This is a genomic window from Paucibacter sp. TC2R-5 (assembly GCF_025717605.1).
GTDB lineage: Bacteria > Pseudomonadota > Gammaproteobacteria > Burkholderiales > Burkholderiaceae_C > Paucibacter_A > Paucibacter_A albus.
In genome coordinates this window covers 171,938-192,829 of record NZ_JAJIRQ010000006.1, presented here as the reverse complement: position 1 = coordinate 192,829, position 20,892 = coordinate 171,938, and the positions used below count along the sequence as shown (strand labels likewise).

Here is a 20,892-nt window from a genome sequence, read left to right as displayed (position 1 = left end):
AGGAAAAGAAAATGCTTAAGCGCATATATGCCGTACTCGTCTTTGTCGCGGTCTTGGCCGGTTGTTCAGCCGCTCTCGTGCCTGAAACCAGCGACCCCTGGAAGAAATATTGGCAGGCGGTTGAACTGTTCAAGGATGGCAGGCCGGTTCCAGCAGAGCGCCTCTTGCGGGAGTCGATGGAAGGCTTGGCCTCAACTGATCAATTCGTTCACCTAGCAGTTGTGCAGCTTGAATACGGTGAGTTCATTGCGTCACCAACATTTCAGCAATCTCGCATCTTCTCCTCGCGAGTTGCTGAGCTTGGTGGCTCGGAGGGCCTACCCGCCCGCATCAACGAATTCAATGCAAAAGCAGAATCAAATTTGCAGAAGGGCCTCTCGTCACAAGCAGTCGCGGCATCACCAGCAGAGAGAACCCAAGTTTTGTTGCTGCTGCTAGAGGCTCAAGCGCGCCTCAAGAAGAACAACGAGGCGTGTGGAACGGTCAATCAGGCTGCTGAGAGCTACAAGGCAGCCAGAGGCATGAGTTACGAATACCGCATTCACGCCCCGAAGGGCACTGTCACCGAGCATCTGAAGCAAAGAAATGTTCTGCTGTCATGCGGTGCAACCTAACCATTCGTTCGAGCCGACTTGCAACGGCTGGCCTCTACAGGCCCCCATTCCATTCTGGGCCTTCCGTGCCCAGCCGCCGCTCGCGGCTCAACTTCGACGTTATGCCTCACGAAAACCGGAGCTCTTGCCTACCGCGCCAATTTTATGCAGCCACTGTTAATCGTCGGACTTCTCCTGATCGCGTCAGCAGCCGGATTCATAGTATGGGCTCGTCGTCGAAGCAACGCGCTCCGCGCAGCGTGCATGAGCGTCTTCACAGAGGCCTATGCCGGCCCCAAGGAGAATCCGCAGTTCTACATGTCGTATGGGTACGGTGTCCCAATCTTCAAGATTACGCACAAATCCATGGAAGCGCATTTAGAGGCGGAAGGCTCAGGCGCAAACGCTGCCTTCACGGCAGGAATACAGAGGGTTTGTTCGGCGTCGGGTTCTCAGAACAATCCTTATCAGGCAAGCCGCGCTATCCAGTTCGCGTGGGCGGTGGTAGGGAACGAAGTCTTCTAATCAAAACCGGAAACCACGGGGCGGCGCCAGTGAGGCATAACCGGTCGCTCGAGTGGACCTCCGCCAGCTGGCCGCGCTATGCTGCCTGTATATTTTCAGCTCCGCGCGGCCAGCTGGCTGCGGCCCCTCAGCTTCAACGTTAGAGGGCAATGCTGACACTGGTTCTACTTCCCGGGTTGGACGGAACCGGTGACCTATTCGATCCGTTGGTCGAGGCTTTCCACGGGCAGGTCAAAGTCCAAGTGGTTCGCTATCCGAGAGACGTTGCGCTCGGGTACGAGGAGCTTCAGGACTTTGTTCGTAAGCTGCTCCCGGTTAACGAGCCCTATGTACTTCTGGGTGAGTCGTTCTCTGGACCTATTGCCATTGCGCTCGCGGCGGAATCTCCGCCTTCGCTGAAGGGATTGGTTCTCTGCTGCACCTTTGCTCGTAATCCGCGTCCGAGCTTGTCCGGCGCCTCTGCCTTGCTTCCTCTTGTTCCATTCCGGAGCATGCCGTCAGTTGCGCTCAGTCAAATGTTACTCGGGAGGTTCAGTAGTCCAACGCTGCGGCGCGCAGTTGCCGGGGCAGTTGGGCAAGTTTCATCCGAAGTCTTGCGAGCGCGGGTGCGCGCTGTCCTGGCAGTAGATGTGTCTGCGGCATTGGCTCGGGTTCGGATGCCCTGCATTTACTTGCGTGCCATGCAGGATCGCCTTGTACCCAAGAGCGCGGCTGCGCACATCAAGGTGCTACTGCCGTCGGTAGAAGTGGTACAAATCGAGGCGCCGCACTGCTTACTTCAGGCAAGACCGAAAGATGCGTCCGTGGTCGTATCCAAGTTCATGCGGGAGGTCGGAAGTGCCCTCTAACCTGTAGTTCGAGCCGACTCGCAACGGCTGGTCACTTCAGGCCCCCATTTCATTCTGGGCCTTCCGTGCCCAGCCGCCGCTCGCGGCTCAACTTCGACGTTAGCCCGCAAATGCACACCTACGAGCTTGATCTACCAGCCGCTGTATCCGCCACCCTTTCGGCGATCAAGGGTGGCGTAGTTCGCATTGGCGTCAGCGCACGCGCCACCGGCACCACAGAAATATACGGCGGCCTTCAGATAGCCCTTGCAACCGGTGAAGTGATTTCTATCCACGCTGACGAGGAGATGCTGCAACCCAGGTTTGAAGTCTTTCCAATCACCGCAGCCTCTGTAGCCCACTTCTCTGCTTCGGAAGTCCGAGATTTCCAACTTGCGCCGCCTATCGAGGTATATCTGCTCCGCACTCAGGACTGGTTGGACCCTGGCATTGGGTGCGAAGGTGCGCTTGGATCTTCCCCAATGATGCAGTGCCAGGGCGTGCCTGGCCAAGCACCGCAAACTGCGCTCGCTGCATGTACTTACGTGGGTGGTATCAAAGTTCGCGACGGCAACGGAACTATCTTGCTGGTTACCACTTTGCCATCACCGTTTGCGATCTCTGTAAACGCCTTTTATGGTGAGGCCGACCTCAGTAGCTTTACCGAGGAGCCGCTGAATGCGGGCTAACCTGGCGTTCGAGCCGACTCGCAACGGCTGGTCACTACAGGCCCCCATTTCATTCTGGGCCTTCCGTGCCCAGCCGCCGCTCGCGGCTCAACTTCGACGTTAGGCATTTGATTCATGGCGAATCCTTTGACGCCCGAAAGCTTCATGGATTGCCCCATTCATGGACGCAGGAAGCCTGCCTTCATTTGTCAGCATCTTCAACACGGATCTGGTCTAGGCTTCTTCACGCCAGCAGATCCTCCAACTCCCGATGATCCGTGGGCACAGGGCTGGTGTGAAGAGTGCGAGAAATGTGCGATTCAGGCCGGTGAGTGGAATGACGAATCAGAAAATCACGCAAAATTTCGATGGGTTTGCGAAGGCTGCTTCGAGTTTGCTCGGGCTCGAAATGCCTAACCGGTCGCTCGAGTGGACCTCCGCCAGCTGGCCGCGCTGCGCTGCCTGTATATTTTCAGCTCCGCGCGGCCAGCTAGCTGCGGCCCCTCAGCTCGAACGTTAGACCTCACATGAACCTGAGGATATGGATCATCACAGCGATAGCAGCTGCCTACACAGCGGCTGCCGCAGATCAAGCGCTCCCGGTCCGCATTGGTCAATCTTTCGAGGAGCTCCTTCAGAAGGCTGGCGCAAAACACCTCTTGCCAGGCGGACCCGACTCGAGAGAGTTTCGGCACTACGAGTTGAGTGGGCCACTGGCGGCCCGCCTGACCGGCAAGCAAGATGGCACGGCCTATGTCGTGTTCAGAATTGACTCAAATAACAAAAGCTCGAAGCTGGTCTACTCCTCCTGGCAGTACGACCACGAGTATGAGCAAGCCATGCTTCGCCAATTCGGAGTCAACTCGAAGCGCCAAGGCCGTGCTGGCAACACGTTCTGCACCAAACTTTCACCGACGGCGTGGTTTGCCGTCGCGGACAGTTCAACGGACTGGTCCCGCCAGGCTGTTCTGGAGGCAGTCACGTCACCCAACCAAGCACAACCGAGCTACCACGACCTTTGTAGCCCTCGTGCATTAGGGGGTGCGCGGTGAGGTCTAACCCGTCGCTCGAGTGGACCTCCGCCAGCTGGCCGCGCTACGCTGCCTGTGTATTTTCAGCTCCGCGCGGCCAGCTGGCTCCGGCCCCTCAGCTCGAACGTTAGAGCGCAAATGCTGACCACGCGAAAAGTTGTCTGGCCGGTAATCGCTGCCTCCTACGGTGCATTGCTGGCCGCACTAGTGCACTGGGCCACCGGCACCTGGTCTGGTATTGCCAGCCTTGGTATGCTGTTCGCTGTATTCGTTGGCACTCCTTCGCTCGTGGCGTATGTCGGCTACCTATGGCGCAAGAATATGCTGCGCGGCAAAGCAAAATTGGAAGTCGCGCTTTGTGTAGCATTTCCCCTTTTGCTTTTTGCGCTTTGGGCTGCGGTTGTACTTGGCGCAAAACGGTAGGTAAATGTTATGAATTCAGAGGTTGGAAGAAATGCGCTCTAACCGGTCGTTCGAGCCGACTCGCAACGGCTGGTCTCTTCAGGCCCCCATTTCATTCTGGGCCTTCCGCGCCCAGCCGTCGCTCGCGGCTCAACTTCGACGTTAGGCCTCAGTAACACCACTCCACACGTCGGCGTCATTGCCGGAGTACACAAGAGCCGGTTGAGTTTGAAAGCATGAAGATCGAAGCTCATACGCACTTTGCAGAGAACTACAAGTCAATGGCTACCGCTGCGGAGGTGGCGTTGGCGCTGGCGGCTACACCTTTGGCCGCCGTACAGGTTCTTATGTGCGCAGATCTGCAAGCCGAAGTTGCCAAATACACTGGCCTCGGCTTCCTCCAAATTGGCTCGGCGCAGTTCGTTGGGCGTGGTGGCCAAGGTGTCGGCCGCGAGGCTCGCGAGCAAGCAACCAAGGTTGGCGCTGCGCTCGTTCTCTTCACGCTAGTTCCATGCAAACTACGCGCTGTTCGCAAGACCGCAGACGGTCAAATTGACATGCAGGCCGTGCGAGCAGATCCTCCGTCGAGCCTTTCCCCCAAGGGCTATTCCGTCATTACCTCAGCCTTCCTTGCTAAACAATCCGAATGAGGCCTAACCTATCGCTCGAGTGGACCTCCGCCAGCTGGCCGCGCTACGCTGACTGTATATTTTCAGCTTCGCGCGGCCAGCTGGCTGCGGCCCCTCAGCTCGAACGTTAGAGCGCATCGATGCCCCAAGCACTTTCCGTCGGTGATCGCCTGCGTCTTAGCGGGGGCTACGACTACGAGCCGCGCTGGTTGCCGAATGGCCAAAGCTACTTCGGTACGCTTGTCGCGTTCATACCAGGGCAGAACGCGATACCTGCGGCGGTCGTCCAGCTGGATAGGCCCATCACTGTTGACGAGGTCATCGGCGAGGTACTTGTTCTCGAGCTGCGTTACAAGGGGGCCATGTGGAAGGAAACAGAAACAGTCCATGTTGAGCTATGCCCGTTTGTTCCAGAGTCAAGATCCTGGCAGCATCGAGAACAGGGCAAGTGGGTCGAGTCACATGCCACGTATCATCGAGTCGATGCAGAAAATGCGCTCTAACTGGTCGCTCGAGTGGACCTCCGCCAGCTGGCCGCGCTACGCTGCCTGTGTATTTTCAGCTCCGCGCGGCCAGCTGGCTGCGGCCCCTCAGCTCGAACGTTAGACCGCACGTGACACGACCGTTGACTTCATCGAATAGGGCACTCATGAATTTGTACGAACGGGCGTTTCGCATCTTCGGAATCTCGGTGGTTCTCAGTTGCTTGATGGGAACGGCCGTGAATGCTGCGCCTGGTGGGGGTGGTTGCACAGATGCGCCGCCAGAGAAGGCAAAGGCTAGCGAACGTTTCGAGTCCTCAACGCTCTTTATCGTTGCCAAGGAACTTGAATCTCAAGGAGAGAAGAACTTCCATCTGAAGCACTCCACCCCATCCTCACACTGCATAGTCGAAACCTTTTTAGTCGGGGATGTGGCAGTGTCCGCGGGGTATAGCCCCTGGGAGAAAGGGCTCAGCACGCTCTTGTATGAGTTCTCTGTATCCCGCCCTGACGGCGCTAGCGAAATCCAAGTTCTCTATAGCGGCACGGCAGGCGTTCTCGGAGGTGCTGGTTTTGTGTTTCACGTCTCAGAGGAAAGACAAGGCATCATTTCGTGGTACGCCATGTTCAATGGTGAGCCCGCCTTTGCTGACGTGAAAGCACTTGTGGAGAAGATTGTTCGGGGTGATGCAAAGCCACTGCTTGCGGTGACTTGGCGCGAGGGAGCCAAGGAAGGAGATGTAGTTGCCTTCGATACGCAGCGCCTCAAATAGCATGCGGTCTAACCGGTCGCTCGAGTGGACCTCCGCCAGCTGGCCGCGCTACGCTGCCTGTATATTTTCAGCTCCGCGCGGCCAGCTGGCTGCGGCCCCTCAGCTCGAACGTTAGGCATCAGTAGGAAGATCACCAATGAGCGGAAAATTCCTTCGACCCGGCGCGATCGTCGACACGATCAAGAGCGAGGAACGCACCAACGCAATACAGAAGCGCAGTGGTACGCGGCATCCAGTCCGTGTCACATCATGTGGTTGCCCAGACCCCAACTGCGGCGCCTGGCACACTCTAATTGAGGACAAAACCCTCCCAACTCAGGAAGAAGCAGAGGCCACGCTAAAAGCAAGCAAAGCAGTAGCTCGGGCTGCAAGGAAGGCGCCAGATGCCTAACCTGGCGTTCGAGCCGACTCGCGACGGCTGGCCACTTCAGGCCCCCATTTCATTCTGGGCCTTTCGTGCCCATCCGCTGCTCGCAGCTCAGCTTTGACGTTAGGCCTCAAACAACACTTGTGCGGTCGGTGGCAAGCCTTTTCACATTGGATTCCCTTCATGCAGAAGCGCTTTCTCGCACTCCGCGAAGACCAGCCGGGGCAACCCTGGCTGACGCGATTCCAATCCGGCCGCGAGGAGGCCGAGCGCTGGTACCTAGGAGACGGCCGAACATCGCCATCGAGTTCGATTGAGTGCAGGGGAGCCTTGCGCAAGCACATGCCCGAGCTACTTACCTCCTACGATCATGTTTGCAACCTGGTCGGCGATGATGAATTGGCGCACCAAATTCTCAGCCACTATCGGCCGCCACCCTTGCGGCTCGGTTGCACACAGGCCGTATGGCTTGGGAGTGAAGGTCCAGCTCTGGTCCGAAACTATGACTTCCCAATCCAGACCGTCTCGGGCCACTTCGAGTCGACTTCCTGGTTCGGCCGCGAGGTAGTCTCCAAGGCTCAAAGGCCGTGGGGCGGTTGCCTTGATGGCATGAATGCCGCAGGTCTTGTTGCAAGCGCAACCTTTGGTGGCAGCCGCGCTCAGGGCCTTGGCTTCTCAATCATTCTGATACTGCGCTACGTGCTCGAAACCTGCAGTTCTGTGGCCGAAGGCATCGAAGCCCTTTGTCGCATACCGATAGCACTCTCGCAGAACGTAACGCTACTTGATGCGTCGGGTGAATACGCCACGCTGTTCCTTGGTCCCGACCGAATCCCGGCGGTCTCAAAGGTCGCGGTCTGTACAAACCATCAAGAACACCATGCGCCGATAGGAACAGCAGATACGACAGAAACGGTCCTGCGGCAGCAAACCGCACTACTAGCGCTTGAAGACCCTGAGATGACGCTCGAGAATCTGACCGCAAGCTTCCTGCGGCCTCCGCTCTATCGCCGTAATCAGAAATCATCGACTGTGTACAGCGCGGTTTACCGTCCCGCCGAGCTCCGAGTCGATTATCTGTGGCCTGGTAAGTGCTGGACGCAGCGGATTGGCCACTTCGAGACGGGTGAATACACCCACGACTATGGCAACATTTATAGCTAGACTCCTTGGCGAAAAACGCAGTGCTAGTCCCGAGTCGCGCGCCGTGAGGCCTAACCCTGCGTTCGAGCCGACTCGCAACAGCTGGTCACTACAGGCCCCCATTTCATTCTGGGCCTTCCGCGCCCAGCCGCCGCTCACGGCTCAACTTCGACGTTAGGCCTGCATGAAGTCGCTTCTCGCGTTTGGCGTCGCCCTTCAAATTTCCTCTGCATACGCGCAGGGCGTTGAGCCCATGCCATGTATGGACGCAGCGAATACCATTGAGAAGAATTTGTGCTTGGGCAGAGAGGTCGAGGCATTGGACAAAGTCATTTCTGCTCAGGTCAGTCGAATTGCCGCCGTTTTGCGCGGGCGGGACGCTGATGAACCAGTGGTTCGACTAGCACCGGCCTTTGCATCGTCGCAAGCCAAGTGGCAGCAGTTTCGAGACGCCGAATGCAGCTTTAGAAGCCTCTCATTCGGCAGTGGAACGGGCGCGACGGCGGAATTTGCATTCTGCAAAATGGAGCATGGTCGCCTAAGGTTGAGTCACCTCCAAGGGTTCCGATATCAATGAAACCAAAAGACGTCCCAATTTGTGAATGTGGTGACGACCTCGTCGACATTCGCGTGGTCGGGGGAATAAACTTTGGCCCACCACCGGAGTGTCCCGAAACCGAGCCGGATTACTGTCTCGTGCGTCGTGAGGTTTACAGAAAGCTCTTGCGGTTGCAAGACTCGTTGCCGGCCCCATATCGTCTGCGCCTTTATGAAGGACTACGCAGTCACGGCGTTCAGAGCATGCTCTTTGAACAGGAAAAGCAGCGCGTCAGAGCGAGATATCCGCATCTGTTACCTGAAGCTGTGCATGACGAGGCGACCATACTTGTGTCACCCGTCGTTCGTTGGGACGGAACGATGAATACCCCTCCTCATTCCACCGGCGGCGCAGTTGACGTTGAAGTCGTTGACGGAGATGGAAAGGTGCTCGACTACGGGATGGAGATCAAAGACTGGTCCGTGGTTGCCCCGGAACTGTGTACTCCAAATTGCATGTCACTCTCAGACACCGCAAAGCGCAATCGGGCACTTCTTACCCAACTGATGGTGCGCGAAGACTTCGTGCCCTACGAACACGAATGGTGGCACTTTTCGTATGGAGATCAGTATTGGGCTTATTACCGAAGACGCGACTTCGCGCTGTACGGAAAGTGCACACCGGAGATGATCGCGCTGGCAAGAGCTGGGGCGAATGGTTCAAATGCCCAACCGGTCGATCGAGTGGACCTCCGCCAGATTGCCGCGCTACGCTGACTGTGTGTTTTCAGCTTCGCGCGGCCAACTGGCTCCGGCCCCTCAGCTTCAACGTTGAACGACAGCAATCGATCAATGCACTGGGCAAGGGGAATGGCAGCTTTGGGGTCTCGAGCTGCTTGATGCAGGTTGGAAACGAATGTCGGTGATGGGCACGAAGTAGTCATCGGCGACGATAGCGCTATAGATCGCAAGCCTGCGTTGGTCACATCTCTCCACAAGAGGATATGTCGCAGCGCAGCGCAGCGCAGCGCAGCAAAGCAGGGCGGTTTTCGTCAACGCAAATGGCGGCATTGGCGACTCCTCCATGACACCAGGAGGAGTACTTCGAGTCCTGTTCGATCGCGGACTCGTGACCCCTGGCGGTAGCCATTGGACTGTTGGCGCCGGTCCGGAATTGAGCCACCGTGCCGACATTTGAGTGCGCGGTCTCTGGTGACCAAGACGTCACTTCCTATGCGGGCTATCAGTCAATCCGTATGGCTCAAAGGCATGTCGGCAGTGGTGCCCAAAGTGGCTTAATTCGGCGTCGGCGTCGGCGCCAACAGACTAGCTCTCTGGATGAGCTAGGAAGTGCAGGGAGATCCCCCCTCGTTCTGCAGCACGAGTGTGGCCGGCGAGCACACTGGCGAGCCCTTGGCCCTGCCCCGAGCAAGCTTAGGTGTATGAAGAAGGGGCCGCAAGGGCCATCTTGGGTAGCCATTCGTCAGGATGTTTGGGAAGAACACGCACCTGGCACGTTCCCTCGATCGGGTACGCATCGGGATCGCGCTTCAGTGCTTCGGCCTCAGTTAGGCGACAGCTTGATTGGGCAATCTCACCTGTGACAGGGTTGCGCATCAGCCAATACCAGAACTCAACTTGTTTCATTGCATGACCTCCCAGTGAAGATCCCGAACCGCCAAGCAAAACTTTGTTCAAGCCGCAAGCAGCCCATCGGCCGAGTCGTCTTTGTAGTTCCCTGTAGAGGCTGTCGCCATGATCTCATTCGCAACGGTTTTGCTTTTTTCAAACATCGATTGGAGCTTTGGATCAGCTTTGATGATTCGCCAGGCTGTCCGGATTGGCTGCGCGAACTGGGGACGCAGCCGCTCGAAGGCTTCGAGCTGGGGGCCATGCCGTTCGGGCAGGACTTTCCACCAAGCGACGATGCTGGCGGGATCTCCAAGGTTCAACATCATGAGCGCAGACTCCGATAGTGCTGTATGCATGTACAGTATATGGCTTCGTGTCGACTTGTCTATAGATTTGAAGGTGTTGCTCTGTGGGAATTCGAGGGGCCGAAGTCACGCTGTCGCTGCACAGCGGTCTTTGTCTTTTTGAGGCTGCGAGTTCTGAATTGAAAGAACCGTTTTGCCGAGAGTTCAGAATTAAATGAGGTGCCGGTTCAGAAGTCCGTGACGAACGGCCTCGTAACTAATTGATCTGTCGGGGCTGTGATTTCAGCTTTCAGCGAGAGTCGACAGGTGTCACTGCGTGGCCCTGATTGACAAGGTATCGGTAGAGCCCCGAACTGCATCCCGGCGAACCTGGGTTTATGCTTGTGAAAACAATCTGGGAGGCGGACTTTGGCTCTATTTGAGCGAATGTTGAAACGATTGGGGCTACGGCCGCCGCTGCGCATGCTGTGTAAGCTAGTTTGCGGGCTTGCACTGCTCGGTTTGGGTGTCATGCCGCCGGCCTCGGCCAACTCGCTGCACAGTCTGCGCTTTTCGCAACTGGGGGTGGACGACGGCCTGCCCGGCGGCGCCGTTCTCAGCATGGTGCAAGACAGCCAGGGCCTGGTCTGGCTGGGCACCACGGCGGGCTTGGCGCGCTATGACGGGCGGCGCATCAAGGCTTTTTATGCGCGCCAGGATCAGCCCGCCACGCTCAGCCATTCCTTGATCGACGCCTTGCTGGAGGACGAACAGGGGCAGCTCTGGATCGGCACCCGCGCCGGTTTGGACCGCATGGATCTGGCGAGCGAGAAGATTCAGCGCCAGCCCATGCCCGAGGGCATGGGCTTGGCGGAACGTCGCATCCTGGCCTTGGCGCCCGCTGCGCCCGGGCGCCTGTGGGTGGCCAGCACGGGCGGCCTGCTCTTGTTCGACAAGGCGAGCCGGCGTTTTGTGCCCTGGCAGGCCGGATCGGTGGGCCAATCACCGGACAAATCACCCGATAAGACAGCGGCCCGCGCCTTGCTGGCCGATGGCCAGGGCGGCGTCTGGCTGAGCCGTGGCCATCAAGTGTTGCACCTGGATTCAAGCGGCCAGGTGCTCCGCCAATTCAGCACCTTGGACGGGCTGTCGGCTTCTTCCTACAGGCCGGAGGACCTGATGGTCAACCGCTTGGCGCTGGATGGTGAGGCTCGTTTATGGGTAGGCATGGCCGGGGGGCTGCAGACTTGGCGCGTTCCGGGCGACGGCACATCGCCACGTCCCGATGACTTGGCGCAGAAATTGCAGCTGCCCCGTGAACGCGTCTTTGCTTTGCTGCTGGACCGGGACCGCGCGATGTGGGTCGGCCAGGGCAGCCGGCCTGCCCTGCATCGTTGGCGCGAGGGGACGGCGCAGCTCGAGAGCTTTCAGCACCTCCCGGCGGTGGAAAGCAGCTTGGCTGCGGACTCGGTCGGCGCGCTGATGCAAGACCGCAGCGGCATTTTGTGGGTCGGCACGCTCATGTCCGGGGTCAGCTTGGCGGACTTTGGCGGGCGGCGGTTTGCGGCGTATCTGAGCCTGCCCGGTGACCCCTTGAGCTTGTCCAACGATGTGGTGATGGCGACCGCCTTTGACGGCGCCGAGCATCTGTGGGTGGGCACCTATGGCGGCGGGCTCAATCGCTTGCATCTGCCCAGCGGGGCGACTCAGCGCATTGCGCCCGAGGCGATGCCGTTAACGCATATCAAGGCCTTGTTGCGCGAGCCGGATGGGCGACTATGGGTCGGTGGTGAGCGCGGTTTGCAGCTGTTTGATCCCAAAACTCAGCGCAGCCGCACGGTCGAGTTGCATCAGAGTACGTCGGCGGGTGCCTCGATCAGCTCGCTGTTGAAGCTGGCGAACGGCGAGGTCTGGGCGGGCAGCTCCAACGGGCTTTATCGCATCAATGCCAAGGGCCAAGTGCAGAGTTTTCAGGCCGATGCAGGCCGGGCCGGAGCATTGAATCACGCCATCGTTGATGCCTTGATGCAAGACCGCGATGGGCGGCTTTGGATAGGCACCAAGGGCGGCCTGCATCTATGGGACCCGCTCACCGAGACGTTTTTGCGTCCGGTGCAGGGCAATGCCGACCTGCCCAATCCGGCGGCGCTGCAGGTCTATGGGCTGCGCCAGGACGCGGGCGGACGCATCTGGTTGATCAGCGAGCTGGGTCTGTTTGAGCTGCTGCCCAAGTCGCGCACGCCGGGCGCCGAGAGCTGGCAGCTGAAATCCTTCGCGGACGTGCCGGGCATGCCCAGCGGCGCCTTCGAGTCGATTCAAGACGCGCAATTTGGCAGTATTTGGATGGGCAGTGAACATGGGCTGACCGAATTTCAGCCCGAGCAGGGCTGGGCGCGGTTCTATCCCAGCGCCAGCCATTTCGGCGGCGGTTTCAACTTTGGCGCCAGCGCCCGCGCCGTTGACGGAACGCTTTACTTCGGCGGCAAGGGCTTGCAACGCTTCCGGCCCGAGGCCTTGCGTGACAATGCCCACGCGCCTCAGGTCGTGCTCAGCGATCTGCGTGTCTTCAATCAATCACTGGCCCCCGAGGCAGCGCCGGCGCCGGCCAGTGCGGGGCTTTATGGTGCCAGCGGCCCGCCCTTGAGTCTGGCCGATCTGGGCGTTACCGGGCCGCTGCACCGGGCCAGCAAGGTGCAGCTGAGCCCCCGCGAGGCCATGGTCAGCTTCGAGTTGTCGGCGCTTCATTTCGACAAGAGCCCGCTGCTCAAGCATGCCTGGAAGCTCGAAGGTTTTGACCGCGACTGGATCTATGGCCAAGACAATGTAGGGCTGGCCACCTATACGAACTTGGACGCTGGGCGCTATCGCTTGATGGCCAAGGCGGCCAACCCGGACGGCGTTTGGGGCGAAGCCAGGCAGTTGCTGGAGGTCCAGGTGCTGCCGCCGTTTTGGCGCACTTGGTGGTGGAACAGTGGGTTGCTGCTGCTGGTCCTGCTGACACTGGGGACGGCTTATCGCATGCGTGTGCGCGGCCTGTACCGGGCGCGCACGCAGCTGGAGCAGGAGGTCGTGGCCCGCACGCAAGAGCTGCAGCAGCAGACCCTTCAGCTGGCCCAGGAAAAGCAAATCGCCCTGACCCAGACCGCCTTAGCCCTTCAGTCCCGGGAAGCGGCCGAAAGGGCCCGTCACGACATCACCTTGTTGAGCGAAATTGGCCGCCAGCTCACCGCGTCCCTGGATGTGGGCTCGATTCAGCGCACGCTCTATCAGCAGGTGGATGAGTTGATCGAGGCCTCGGTGTTCGGGCTTGGCCTGGTCAATTGGAAAACGCGTAACTTGGCCTTCGACTTTGTCATGCATAGCGGCGAGGCCTGCAAGCCCTATATACGCAGTCTGGCTGAGGTGGAGATGCCAGCGGTGCAAGCGGTGCTGCAAGGCAAGGAATTGCTGGTGGATCAGATTGAGCGCGATAGCCGCGTGCTCAACAACCAGGAAGGCGCCAGCCGGATCCAGCTGCAAACGGGCGCCGATCCGGCGGCGGTGCATTCGGGCATCTATGCGCCGATGCTGCTCAAGGGCAAGGTGGTCGGCCTGCTCTTTATGCTGAGCGAGCGCAGCCACGGCTTCACGGCCAATGATCTGGCGATTCTGAGCACCTTGGGTGCCTACGCGGCGGTAGCGCTGGACAATGCCGATGCTTACCGTCAATTGCAACTGACTCAGACTCAGTTGGTTGAGCAGGAAAAAATGGCCGCGCTGGGGGCCTTGGTGGCGGGCGTTGCGCATGAGCTGAACACACCCATTGGCAATAGCTTGTTGATGGCCAGCACCTTGCTGGACCGCGGCCGCGAGTTTTCGCAACACCTGAGTCAGGGCGGCATCAGGCGCTCGGAGTTGGACCAGTATTGCCAGGCCAATCAGGAATCGAGTGAGTTGCTGGTGCGCAGTCTGCAAAGCGCCGCCGGCCTGGTGACAAGTTTCAAGCAATTGGCGGTCGACCAGACCTCGGAGCAGCGCCGCCCCTTCGAGTTGCACCAGCTGTGCAGTGAGATTGCGCAGACGCTGGGTAGCCGCTTGCGCCGCGAGGGCCATGAGTTGCGCCTTGACGTTGCGCCGGGCTTGGCGCTTGATAGCTTCCCCGGCCCGCTCGGCCAGGTGCTGAGCAATTTGGTGTTGAACGCGCTGATCCACGGCCTGGAGGGGCGGCGCGAAGGCTTGCTGACGCTGCGGGCCAGTGCATTGGGCGATGCGCAGATCAAGATCAATTTCAGCGACAACGGGCGCGGCATCAGCGCCGCCAATCTGCCGCATGTGTTCGAACCCTTCTTCACCACCAAATTAGGGCAGGGCGGCAGTGGCTTGGGGTTGCACATCAGCTACAACATCGTCAGCTCGGTGCTGGGCGGCAGCATCACCGTCAGCAGCGAGCCGGGTGCGGGCGCGCAGTTCGAGATCATCATTCCAAAAGTGGCGCCTTAGTCTGCCGGAGATAATCGCCGACCTTTGTGCCCTGAGCCTTTCATGCTGACCCTCCAAACCGCGTTGACCTTCTTCACTCTGGCCCTGCTCTTGGGCTACACGCCGGGGCCCGACAACGTCTTCGTGCTGATCCAGTCGGCCACCCATGGACGGCGTGCCGGCTTTTATGTGGTGCTGGGTTTGTGCACCGGCTTGATGGTGCACACGCTGGCGATCGCCTTGGGGCTGGCGGCGGTGTTTGCCGCCTCGGCCACCGCCTTCACGGTGTTGAAACTGGCCGGCGCGGCTTATTTGGCCTACTTGGCCTATCAGGTCTTGCGTGCGCCGGTCGGGCCGCTGGCAGAGCAAAACCAAGCCAGCATGAGCCCATGGAAAATGTATGGGCGCGGCGTGGTGATGAATTTGACCAACCCCAAGGTGGTGTTCTTCTTTCTGGCTCTGTTGCCGCAATTCGTCAACGCACAGCAGGGTGCTGTGGCCTGGCAAATCGCGCAGCTGGGCTTGATCTTCATCGTTGCGACGCTGATCTCGTTTGGCTCCATCACCTACTTTGCCGGTGCCGTCAGCCGCGTGCTGAAGCGCTCGACCAGTGCCCAGCGCGGCCTGAATTGGCTGGCCGGCACGGTCTTTATTGGCCTGGCCTTGCGGCTGGCTTTTGCCCAGCGTTGAGAAATCCCTCAAGTCGGCCGTGGCCGCTCGGGCCTACTGGCTAACGCTCAATTCCGTCGGGCCAAAGCACAGCGCCATGGCGGCAGTTTCATCAAGCCCGGACGCTTCTTGTAACGCCGCGCCCAGCAGGCCCGCTGCGTGAGCCTGGAACTTCTCTTGCAAACGCTCTCGCAAGGCCTTGAACATCGGGCCGCGTTTGTCGCCGCGCTGCGCCACCAGGCCGTCGGCCCAGGTTTGCACGCGCAGCGCATCGTGCCAGCGGCCTTGATGGGCGGGCAGCCAGGCCAGCGCGTCGGCCATCCACCAGAGCATCGCCTCGGCTTGCAGCGCCGCCACGGCCTCGCGCAGCAATTGCACGGTAGCGGGCTCGGCGTCTTGAGCGATGCGCAAAAAAGCCCATTGGGCCAGCACCGGTTTGTTCTGTAGCAACTGGCCGGTGCTGCGCATTTCGGTCACAGCCAAGTCGAGCAGTTGGGTGGCGGCCGCCAGATCACCTTGGCTGCTCTTGAGTTGGGCCAATAGTTGCGCGGAGTTCCAGGCCCCATAGTCATCCCCCTGGGCGCGTGAGCTGGCCAGGTAGCTGGTGATGCGGTCTTCATAGAGGCTGTCATTGCCCATATCCCGCAGCAGCATCAAGTCGTGCCAGGCGCGAAAGCGGCGCTGCCTTGGCCCCCAGGTTTCGGGCTCAAGTGCCCGCATGCGGGCTATGGCATCCACGCGTTGCTCCAGCGGTGCTTGCTGGCGCATCAAGCAGCCGGTTTCGCGGTCAAGCGCGACGTAAAGCGCGGGTACTTCACCGAGCTCTCGAAAGGCTTGCTGGGCACGGCGCGCGCTATCAAGGGCCAAGGCCGGCGAGATCACTTGGGCCATCACGCCGAGATGGCTTTGCGCCAAATCAAAACGGGCTTGCAGCCGCGCCGGCCAGTGATCACGGGGCAAGGCGGACACCAGCGCGTGGTCTTGCTGCAGTTCGCGCTTATGACCGGCTCTGGCGCGGTAGTTGGCACTGGCCGAAAACAGCGCGACGCCCTGCAACTGCAGGGCGGGCTGCTGCAAGGCGGCTTGCAGCGCGGCGCGCAAGCTGTCGTCCTCAAGCTTCAGTTGCGCCAACCAGGGGCGCAGGAAGATTTCAAACAGGTCCAAATCGGCCTGCTCAAACAAGGCGATCAAATGGTCGACCAAGCCGCTCATAGCGCTCATCGCCTCGGTCTCTTCACCGCTGGCCTGCAGACCTTCGGCGGCATAGCTGCGCACGCTGTCATAGAGCCGCCAGCGGGGCGCATTGCCGCTCTCACTGCTGCTGAGCAGCGCGTGCTCGCGCAGGCCGTCGAGCGCGTCCAGCAGTTCGGTATCGACGGGGGTGCATAACACGGCTGCGGCAGCTTCCAGGCTAAAGCTGCCGGCAATCACCGATAGACGCTGCAGCAGCCGCAACTCGGTGGGCTGCAGCAAGGCGCAGGACCAAGCCAGCGCAGCGCGCAGCGTGCGGTGGCGCTCGGGCGCGCCGCGCTCGCCTCGGGTCAGCAGGGCAAAGCGCTCATCGAGCCGGGCATGTACGCCGGCCCAACCCAAGAGCGGCACGCGCGCGGCGGCCAACTCCAAGGCCAAGGGCAGGCCGTCGAGCATGCGGGCAATCGCGCCCGCCGAGGCGGCGGCGGCCGGCGTCCAGGGCAGGGCGGCGTCATGCTGCTGGGCGCGTTGGCGCAGCAGCTGTACGGCCGCGGCGTCGCTGTTGTCCAGGCCTTCGCTGGCATCGCTTGGAACGGCCAAGGGCGCCACGGCCACAACGGTTTCGCCGCTGACGCGCAGCGGCAATTGGCTGGTCACCAGCAACTGCAGGCGCGGCGCATGGTTCAGCAGGGCCGTGGCCAATTCGGCCACCGCTTGAACCAGGTGTTCGGCGTTGTCCAGCAGCAGGCGCATGGACAGCGGCGCCAGCGCGCGCGCCAGGGTATCGGCGCTGGTTTGGGTGCTGGCACCCAGGTTCAGGGTGCGCGCCACCGTGGCCAGCAGGGGCTCGGCGTCGGCCAGCGCGTCAAGCCGAATCAGCCAGACGCCGTCGGCCGGCGCGGCATGTTGGGCGGCACTCAGGGCCAGGCGGGTCTTGCCCACGCCGGCAGGCCCGTGCAGGGTGATCAAGCGCTGGCTAGCGAACATATCCTGCAACTGAGTCAGTTCGGCGTCGCGGCCGATCAGCCCGGCTTGGGGCGCGGGCAGATTGCCGAGGCTGGGGCTTGGATTGCTGGCCGGTGCCGGGGCAGCCACCTTTGCTGCCTGCCCGCCCGCCGTGGGCCGCGCATCGTTGACCCCCATCAGACGGTAGCCCCGGCGCGACACGGTTTCCAGATGGCGCGGCGCCTTGGCATCTTCGTCCAGCGCCACTCGCAAAGCATTGATGGCGACCTTGAGCACCGAATCGCTGACATGGCGATGGCCCCAAACGGCGTCCAGCAATTCGTCCTTGGTGACCAACTTTCCGCCGCTCTTGGCCAAAAACACCAGCACATCGAAGTAGCGGGGCCTCAGCGCCACCGGCTGCTGCTCTCGCAACAGGCGTTGCGCGTGCAAGTCGATCTCAAATGGCCCGAAGTTCAGGCGCTGTGGTGAGGGCTCTTGGGCATGCATGCGGGGCACTTTAGCAGGCGAATTGTTCGACCTGCCCCCCTATTAACACGCAACGCTAACCAAACGCTAACCCGCAGTTGAGGACTTGGGTGGCAGGGCTGCAGACACTGTGATCCATGCCTTCCACCACCCACAACAACAAGCCCGAACACGGACCACTGCCTATTGAAAAGGTGTTTGTCCTGAAGCTGGCTGAAAGCACGACCGCCGGTGAATTGACCGGCCGCTTGGAGCATGTGGTCAGCGGGCGGCAGTTCGAGTTTGGCTCGGCGCGCCAGTTGATGGCGCTGCTGCGGCAGACCGGCCCCGACGGCAGGCTCAAGCCCTGACCCCATCACTCTTTGTACCCCTATCTCCACTTCAAGGAATTCATCATGTCGAACCGCATTGCCGCTCCTTTCAAGCTCCACCCGCTGGCCCTGGTGGCCAGTGCCGCCCTGCTGGGCTTAGCCGCACCGGCCGCGCAGGCGGCTGAAAAATATTGGGCTTGCGCCAACACCGTGGCCTGGAACACCGCCAATTGCTGGAAGACCAAGGCAGGCGTCGTCACGACGGCGCCGGACACCGGTGACTCTGCCTACCTCGACAACGCCACGTCGGCTGCCCGCACGGTCACCTTCGGCTTCAATCCCGGCAAGGTCTACGGCTTCACCGAGATCAAGGCCTCCTCCAGCGGGAACATGACGCTCAATATCAACAGCGCGGCCTCGAACTTCAGCAGCGACTATGTCGACCTCGTGGCCACCGCTGCGGGCAGTGCGAGCATCACGCAGTCAGCTGGCGTGGTCACTACCGCAACCCGCCTGAGGATGATAGGCAACACCGCCAACGTGAATGCCAAAAGCCAGTACACCCTGGCAGGCGGAACGCTCAATACCGAGCTGCTGGACATGCGCAACCTCGGCAGCATGAGTTTCACGCAAACCGGCGGCGTCAATAACGCGAACAATATATTTCTGAGCAGCGATGTCCTTGCAAGCTACTCGATGTCCGGCAGCAGCACGCTCAATACCAACTTCCTCTCGCTCGGGTTTTTGCAAGGCAGCGACACCTACAAGGGCCAGTTCGCCCAAAGCAGCGGCATCCACACCAATCAGTACGGCATTGGTGTGGGCGCCGGCTCGCAATATCTGCTTTCGGGCACCGGCAAGGTGGTGACTGGCAGCGGTATCACTGTGTCATCTGATGGCCTCTTCAATCAGAATGGAGGCACCGTGTCGGGTGGCAGCCAGACCATGATCAATGGCGGCGGCACCTACAAGATTGCCGGCAGCAGCAGCTTCGCGGGGGACAAGTTGCTAATCTCGGATGCTGGCAGCTTCCTGCACGGTGCCGGCAGCGTCACGGTCACCAACACGCTGTCGGTGTTCGGACCCAGCGCTGCGTACTACTTGTCCGGCACCGGCGTCCTCAACAGCGCTGCCGTCGGCGTGGGCTCGAACACGGGCGCCGGGGCCAGCTTCAATCAGTCGGGCGGCACCCACACCATCACCGGCGACCTCGCGCTCTCCGGCATCGCCAACGGCTTCTACAAGCTTCAAGGGGGCAGCCTCAGCAGCAACCGCACCATCGTCGGCGACAAGACCATAGGCACTTTCGAGCAAAGCGCGGGCTCCCACCAGACGACGGCGCTCATCGTCGGCCAGGCAGATGGCGGCGATGGCCGCGTCAATTTGTCCGGGGGTGTGCTGAGTGCGACCAATGCCAGCATTGGCGCGGCCGGCAAGGGCAGCTTTGCCCAAACAGGCGGCAGCTTTGTGGTGTCCGGCACAACGCAACTCGGCGGCGCGGCGGCCGGCACTTACACCCTCAGCGGCGGCTTGTTGAACACGGCCAGCCTGAACATCAATGCCAAGGGCCAACTGATCTTCGACGGCGGCAGCATGACCGGCGGCGTGATCAACCAAAACGGCAAGCTCTTGGTCAGCAAGGACGGCAGCACCTCGGCCAATATCAAGCTCGGCAGCAGCTCGCTCACGCAGCTCGACGCTACCTTCACCAACGCCGGCACGATGACGGTCACGCGCAGCCTGGTGGCAGACCACAGCATCATCGGCAGCGGCACGCTGTACAACCATGGCGTTGGCACCATCTCGGGCCAGGGTAGCATCCTGGCCACCGTCAATAACGCCGGCACCCTGCAATCCAAGGGTGGTGACCTGACCCTGGCCAGCGCCAGTTTCGTCAACAGCGGCAAGCTGCGCAACGGCGTCGGCAGCAACCTGTTCGTCAACGCCGCCAGCGTCAGCAACAACGGCAATATCGACGTGAACTCCGCCGGAGCGGTCGTCTTTGATGCCAACCTCGGCAACCAGTCCGGCAAGGTCGTCAAGCTGCAAGGAGGCACGCTGGCGACACCGAAGCTCAGCAACTTTGCCGGCGGCACGGTCACCGGCTTCGGCACGCTCAGCGGCGACCTTCGCAATCTCGGCAATGTGGACTTTTATGGCCCGACCAATATCGTCGGCAACGTCAGCAATGAAGCGGGCGCAGACTTCCTGGTGCGCAACAACCAAACCTTGATCACCGGTGACTTGGTGAACAACGGCACCATTCGCACGATCAAAGGCAAGGTCGTCTTTGAGGGCACGCTCACCAACAACGGCGCCTATATCAGCGATCCGTCCGAGAACCACTTCACCGACCTGATCGTCAATGAGCAAGGTTTCCTGGTTGGAGAGGCCGGCGACAGCTTCATCTTCAGCGGCAACTTCATCAACCACAGCGCACAGGCCTCGCAGTGGCAGACCGGCGCGGCCAGCCTGGTGTTTGCTGGCCCGGGCAGCAAGACCATGCTGCTGGCCGGCGAGGAATTGGGCTTCAGCGCAGCAGGGGCCCAGAACAATTTCAGCTGGGGTGAGTTGGCACTTGCCGGCGGCGCGAATCTGGCCTTGGCCGATGGCAATGCGAGCAGCGGGGCTGCGCTTTATGTGGGCCGCGTCACGGGTGTGGCGCTGACCGGCAATGCGGTCAGCAATATCACCGGCAACGGCTTCAATATCTATTACGACGCCAGCCTGGGCGACAACGCCTACCTGGGCGGCCAGACCTTCGCATTGCAAGACGGCGGCGTGCTGACGGCCATGGCACCCGTCCCCGAGCCGGCGAGCTATGCGCTTTTGCTCGCGGGCCTCGCGCTGATCGGCGTGCATTGCCGCCGCCGGATGCAATGAGCCGAATTGACCCCGACGGCAGACTCAATCCCTGACCCCTTCACCTTTGTAAA

The 20,892-nt window shown here is 60.6% G+C and carries 17 protein-coding genes; 14 read left to right on the top strand and 3 right to left on the bottom strand.

Translation table 11 applies throughout. From position 1 onward, the window contains the following. Positions 1-11 precede the first annotated feature (11 nt). The 10 genes from LNV08_RS15575 (at position 12) to LNV08_RS15540 (ending at position 8,754) form a co-directional block, all read left to right on the top strand. Positions 12-614: a hypothetical protein gene (locus tag LNV08_RS15575; protein WP_263534639.1), complete on the top strand. Its 603-nt coding sequence runs from the start codon at positions 12-14 to the stop codon at positions 612-614. Positions 615-1,267: 653 nt separating this feature from the next. Further along, positions 1,268-1,966 (top strand): alpha/beta fold hydrolase, encoded by a 699-nt coding sequence (locus LNV08_RS23195; protein WP_414858752.1) that lies wholly within the window; start codon positions 1,268-1,270, stop codon positions 1,964-1,966. A gap of 110 nt (positions 1,967-2,076) precedes the next feature. Beyond that, positions 2,077-2,634, top strand: a complete 558-nt coding sequence (locus LNV08_RS15570; RefSeq protein WP_263534638.1) for a hypothetical protein — start codon at positions 2,077-2,079, stop codon at positions 2,632-2,634. 1,148 nt (positions 2,635-3,782) lie between these two features. Next, positions 3,783-4,067 carry a hypothetical protein gene (locus LNV08_RS15565; RefSeq protein ID WP_263534637.1) on the top strand — a complete coding sequence of 95 codons (285 nt, stop codon included), beginning with the start codon at positions 3,783-3,785 and terminating at the stop codon, positions 4,065-4,067. Positions 4,068-4,282: 215 nt separating this feature from the next. After that, complete coding sequence (locus tag LNV08_RS15560) at positions 4,283-4,696, top strand: hypothetical protein (RefSeq protein ID WP_263534636.1); 414 nt, start codon at positions 4,283-4,285, stop codon at positions 4,694-4,696. 119 nt (positions 4,697-4,815) lie between these two features. Further along, positions 4,816-5,178, top strand: coding sequence for a hypothetical protein (locus LNV08_RS15555; RefSeq protein WP_263534635.1), 363 nt, complete (start codon positions 4,816-4,818; stop codon positions 5,176-5,178). Positions 5,179-5,324: 146 nt separating this feature from the next. Continuing rightward, entirely contained in the window at positions 5,325-5,930 is a 606-nt protein-coding gene (locus tag LNV08_RS15550; protein ID WP_263534634.1) for a hypothetical protein, read from the top strand. A gap of 550 nt (positions 5,931-6,480) precedes the next feature. After that, positions 6,481-7,461 carry a C45 family autoproteolytic acyltransferase/hydolase gene (locus tag LNV08_RS15545; protein ID WP_263534633.1) on the top strand — a complete coding sequence of 327 codons (981 nt, stop codon included), beginning with the start codon at positions 6,481-6,483 and terminating at the stop codon, positions 7,459-7,461. Between the two features lie 163 nt (positions 7,462-7,624). Further along, positions 7,625-8,017 carry a lysozyme inhibitor LprI family protein gene (locus LNV08_RS23190; RefSeq protein WP_414858751.1) on the top strand — a complete coding sequence of 131 codons (393 nt, stop codon included), beginning with the start codon at positions 7,625-7,627 and terminating at the stop codon, positions 8,015-8,017. Continuing rightward, complete coding sequence (locus tag LNV08_RS15540) at positions 8,014-8,754, top strand: M15 family metallopeptidase (RefSeq protein WP_263534632.1); 741 nt, start codon at positions 8,014-8,016, stop codon at positions 8,752-8,754. The genes LNV08_RS23190 and LNV08_RS15540 overlap by 4 nt, the downstream gene beginning before the upstream one ends. A 657-nt stretch (positions 8,755-9,411) precedes the next feature. On the opposite strand, the gene LNV08_RS15535 is transcribed toward LNV08_RS15540, so the two are convergent. Both LNV08_RS15535 and LNV08_RS15530 read right to left on the bottom strand, forming a co-directional pair. Further along, positions 9,412-9,624: a hypothetical protein gene (locus tag LNV08_RS15535; protein WP_263534631.1), complete on the bottom strand. Its 213-nt coding sequence runs from the start codon at positions 9,622-9,624 to the stop codon at positions 9,412-9,414. Between the two features lie 47 nt (positions 9,625-9,671). After that, positions 9,672-9,935 carry a hypothetical protein gene (locus tag LNV08_RS15530; RefSeq protein WP_263534630.1) on the bottom strand — a complete coding sequence of 88 codons (264 nt, stop codon included), beginning with the start codon at positions 9,933-9,935 and terminating at the stop codon, positions 9,672-9,674. 405 nt (positions 9,936-10,340) lie between these two features. Between LNV08_RS15530 and LNV08_RS15525 the strand changes: the two genes are divergently transcribed. After that, a complete protein-coding gene (locus tag LNV08_RS15525) occupies positions 10,341-14,372 on the top strand; it encodes a two-component regulator propeller domain-containing protein (protein WP_263534629.1) in 4,032 nt (1,343 codons plus the stop codon). A 42-nt stretch (positions 14,373-14,414) separates the two neighbouring features. Further along, positions 14,415-15,041, top strand: coding sequence for a LysE family translocator (locus LNV08_RS15520; RefSeq protein ID WP_263534628.1), 627 nt, complete (start codon positions 14,415-14,417; stop codon positions 15,039-15,041). A gap of 33 nt (positions 15,042-15,074) precedes the next feature. On the opposite strand, the gene LNV08_RS15515 is transcribed toward LNV08_RS15520, so the two are convergent. Then, positions 15,075-17,666: an ATP-binding protein gene (locus tag LNV08_RS15515; RefSeq protein WP_263534627.1), complete on the bottom strand. Its 2,592-nt coding sequence runs from the start codon at positions 17,664-17,666 to the stop codon at positions 15,075-15,077. A 116-nt stretch (positions 17,667-17,782) separates the two neighbouring features. Between LNV08_RS15515 and LNV08_RS15510 the strand changes: the two genes are divergently transcribed. Together LNV08_RS15510 and LNV08_RS15505 are read left to right on the top strand one after the other, a co-directional pair. Then, entirely contained in the window at positions 17,783-17,995 is a 213-nt protein-coding gene (locus tag LNV08_RS15510; RefSeq protein ID WP_263534626.1) for a hypothetical protein, read from the top strand. A 45-nt stretch (positions 17,996-18,040) separates the two neighbouring features. After that, the gene (locus tag LNV08_RS15505) at positions 18,041-20,839 is read left to right on the top strand and encodes a beta strand repeat-containing protein (protein ID WP_263534625.1); all 2,799 of its coding nucleotides are present in this window, start codon (positions 18,041-18,043) and stop codon (positions 20,837-20,839) included. Positions 20,840-20,892: the final 53 nt, after the last annotated feature.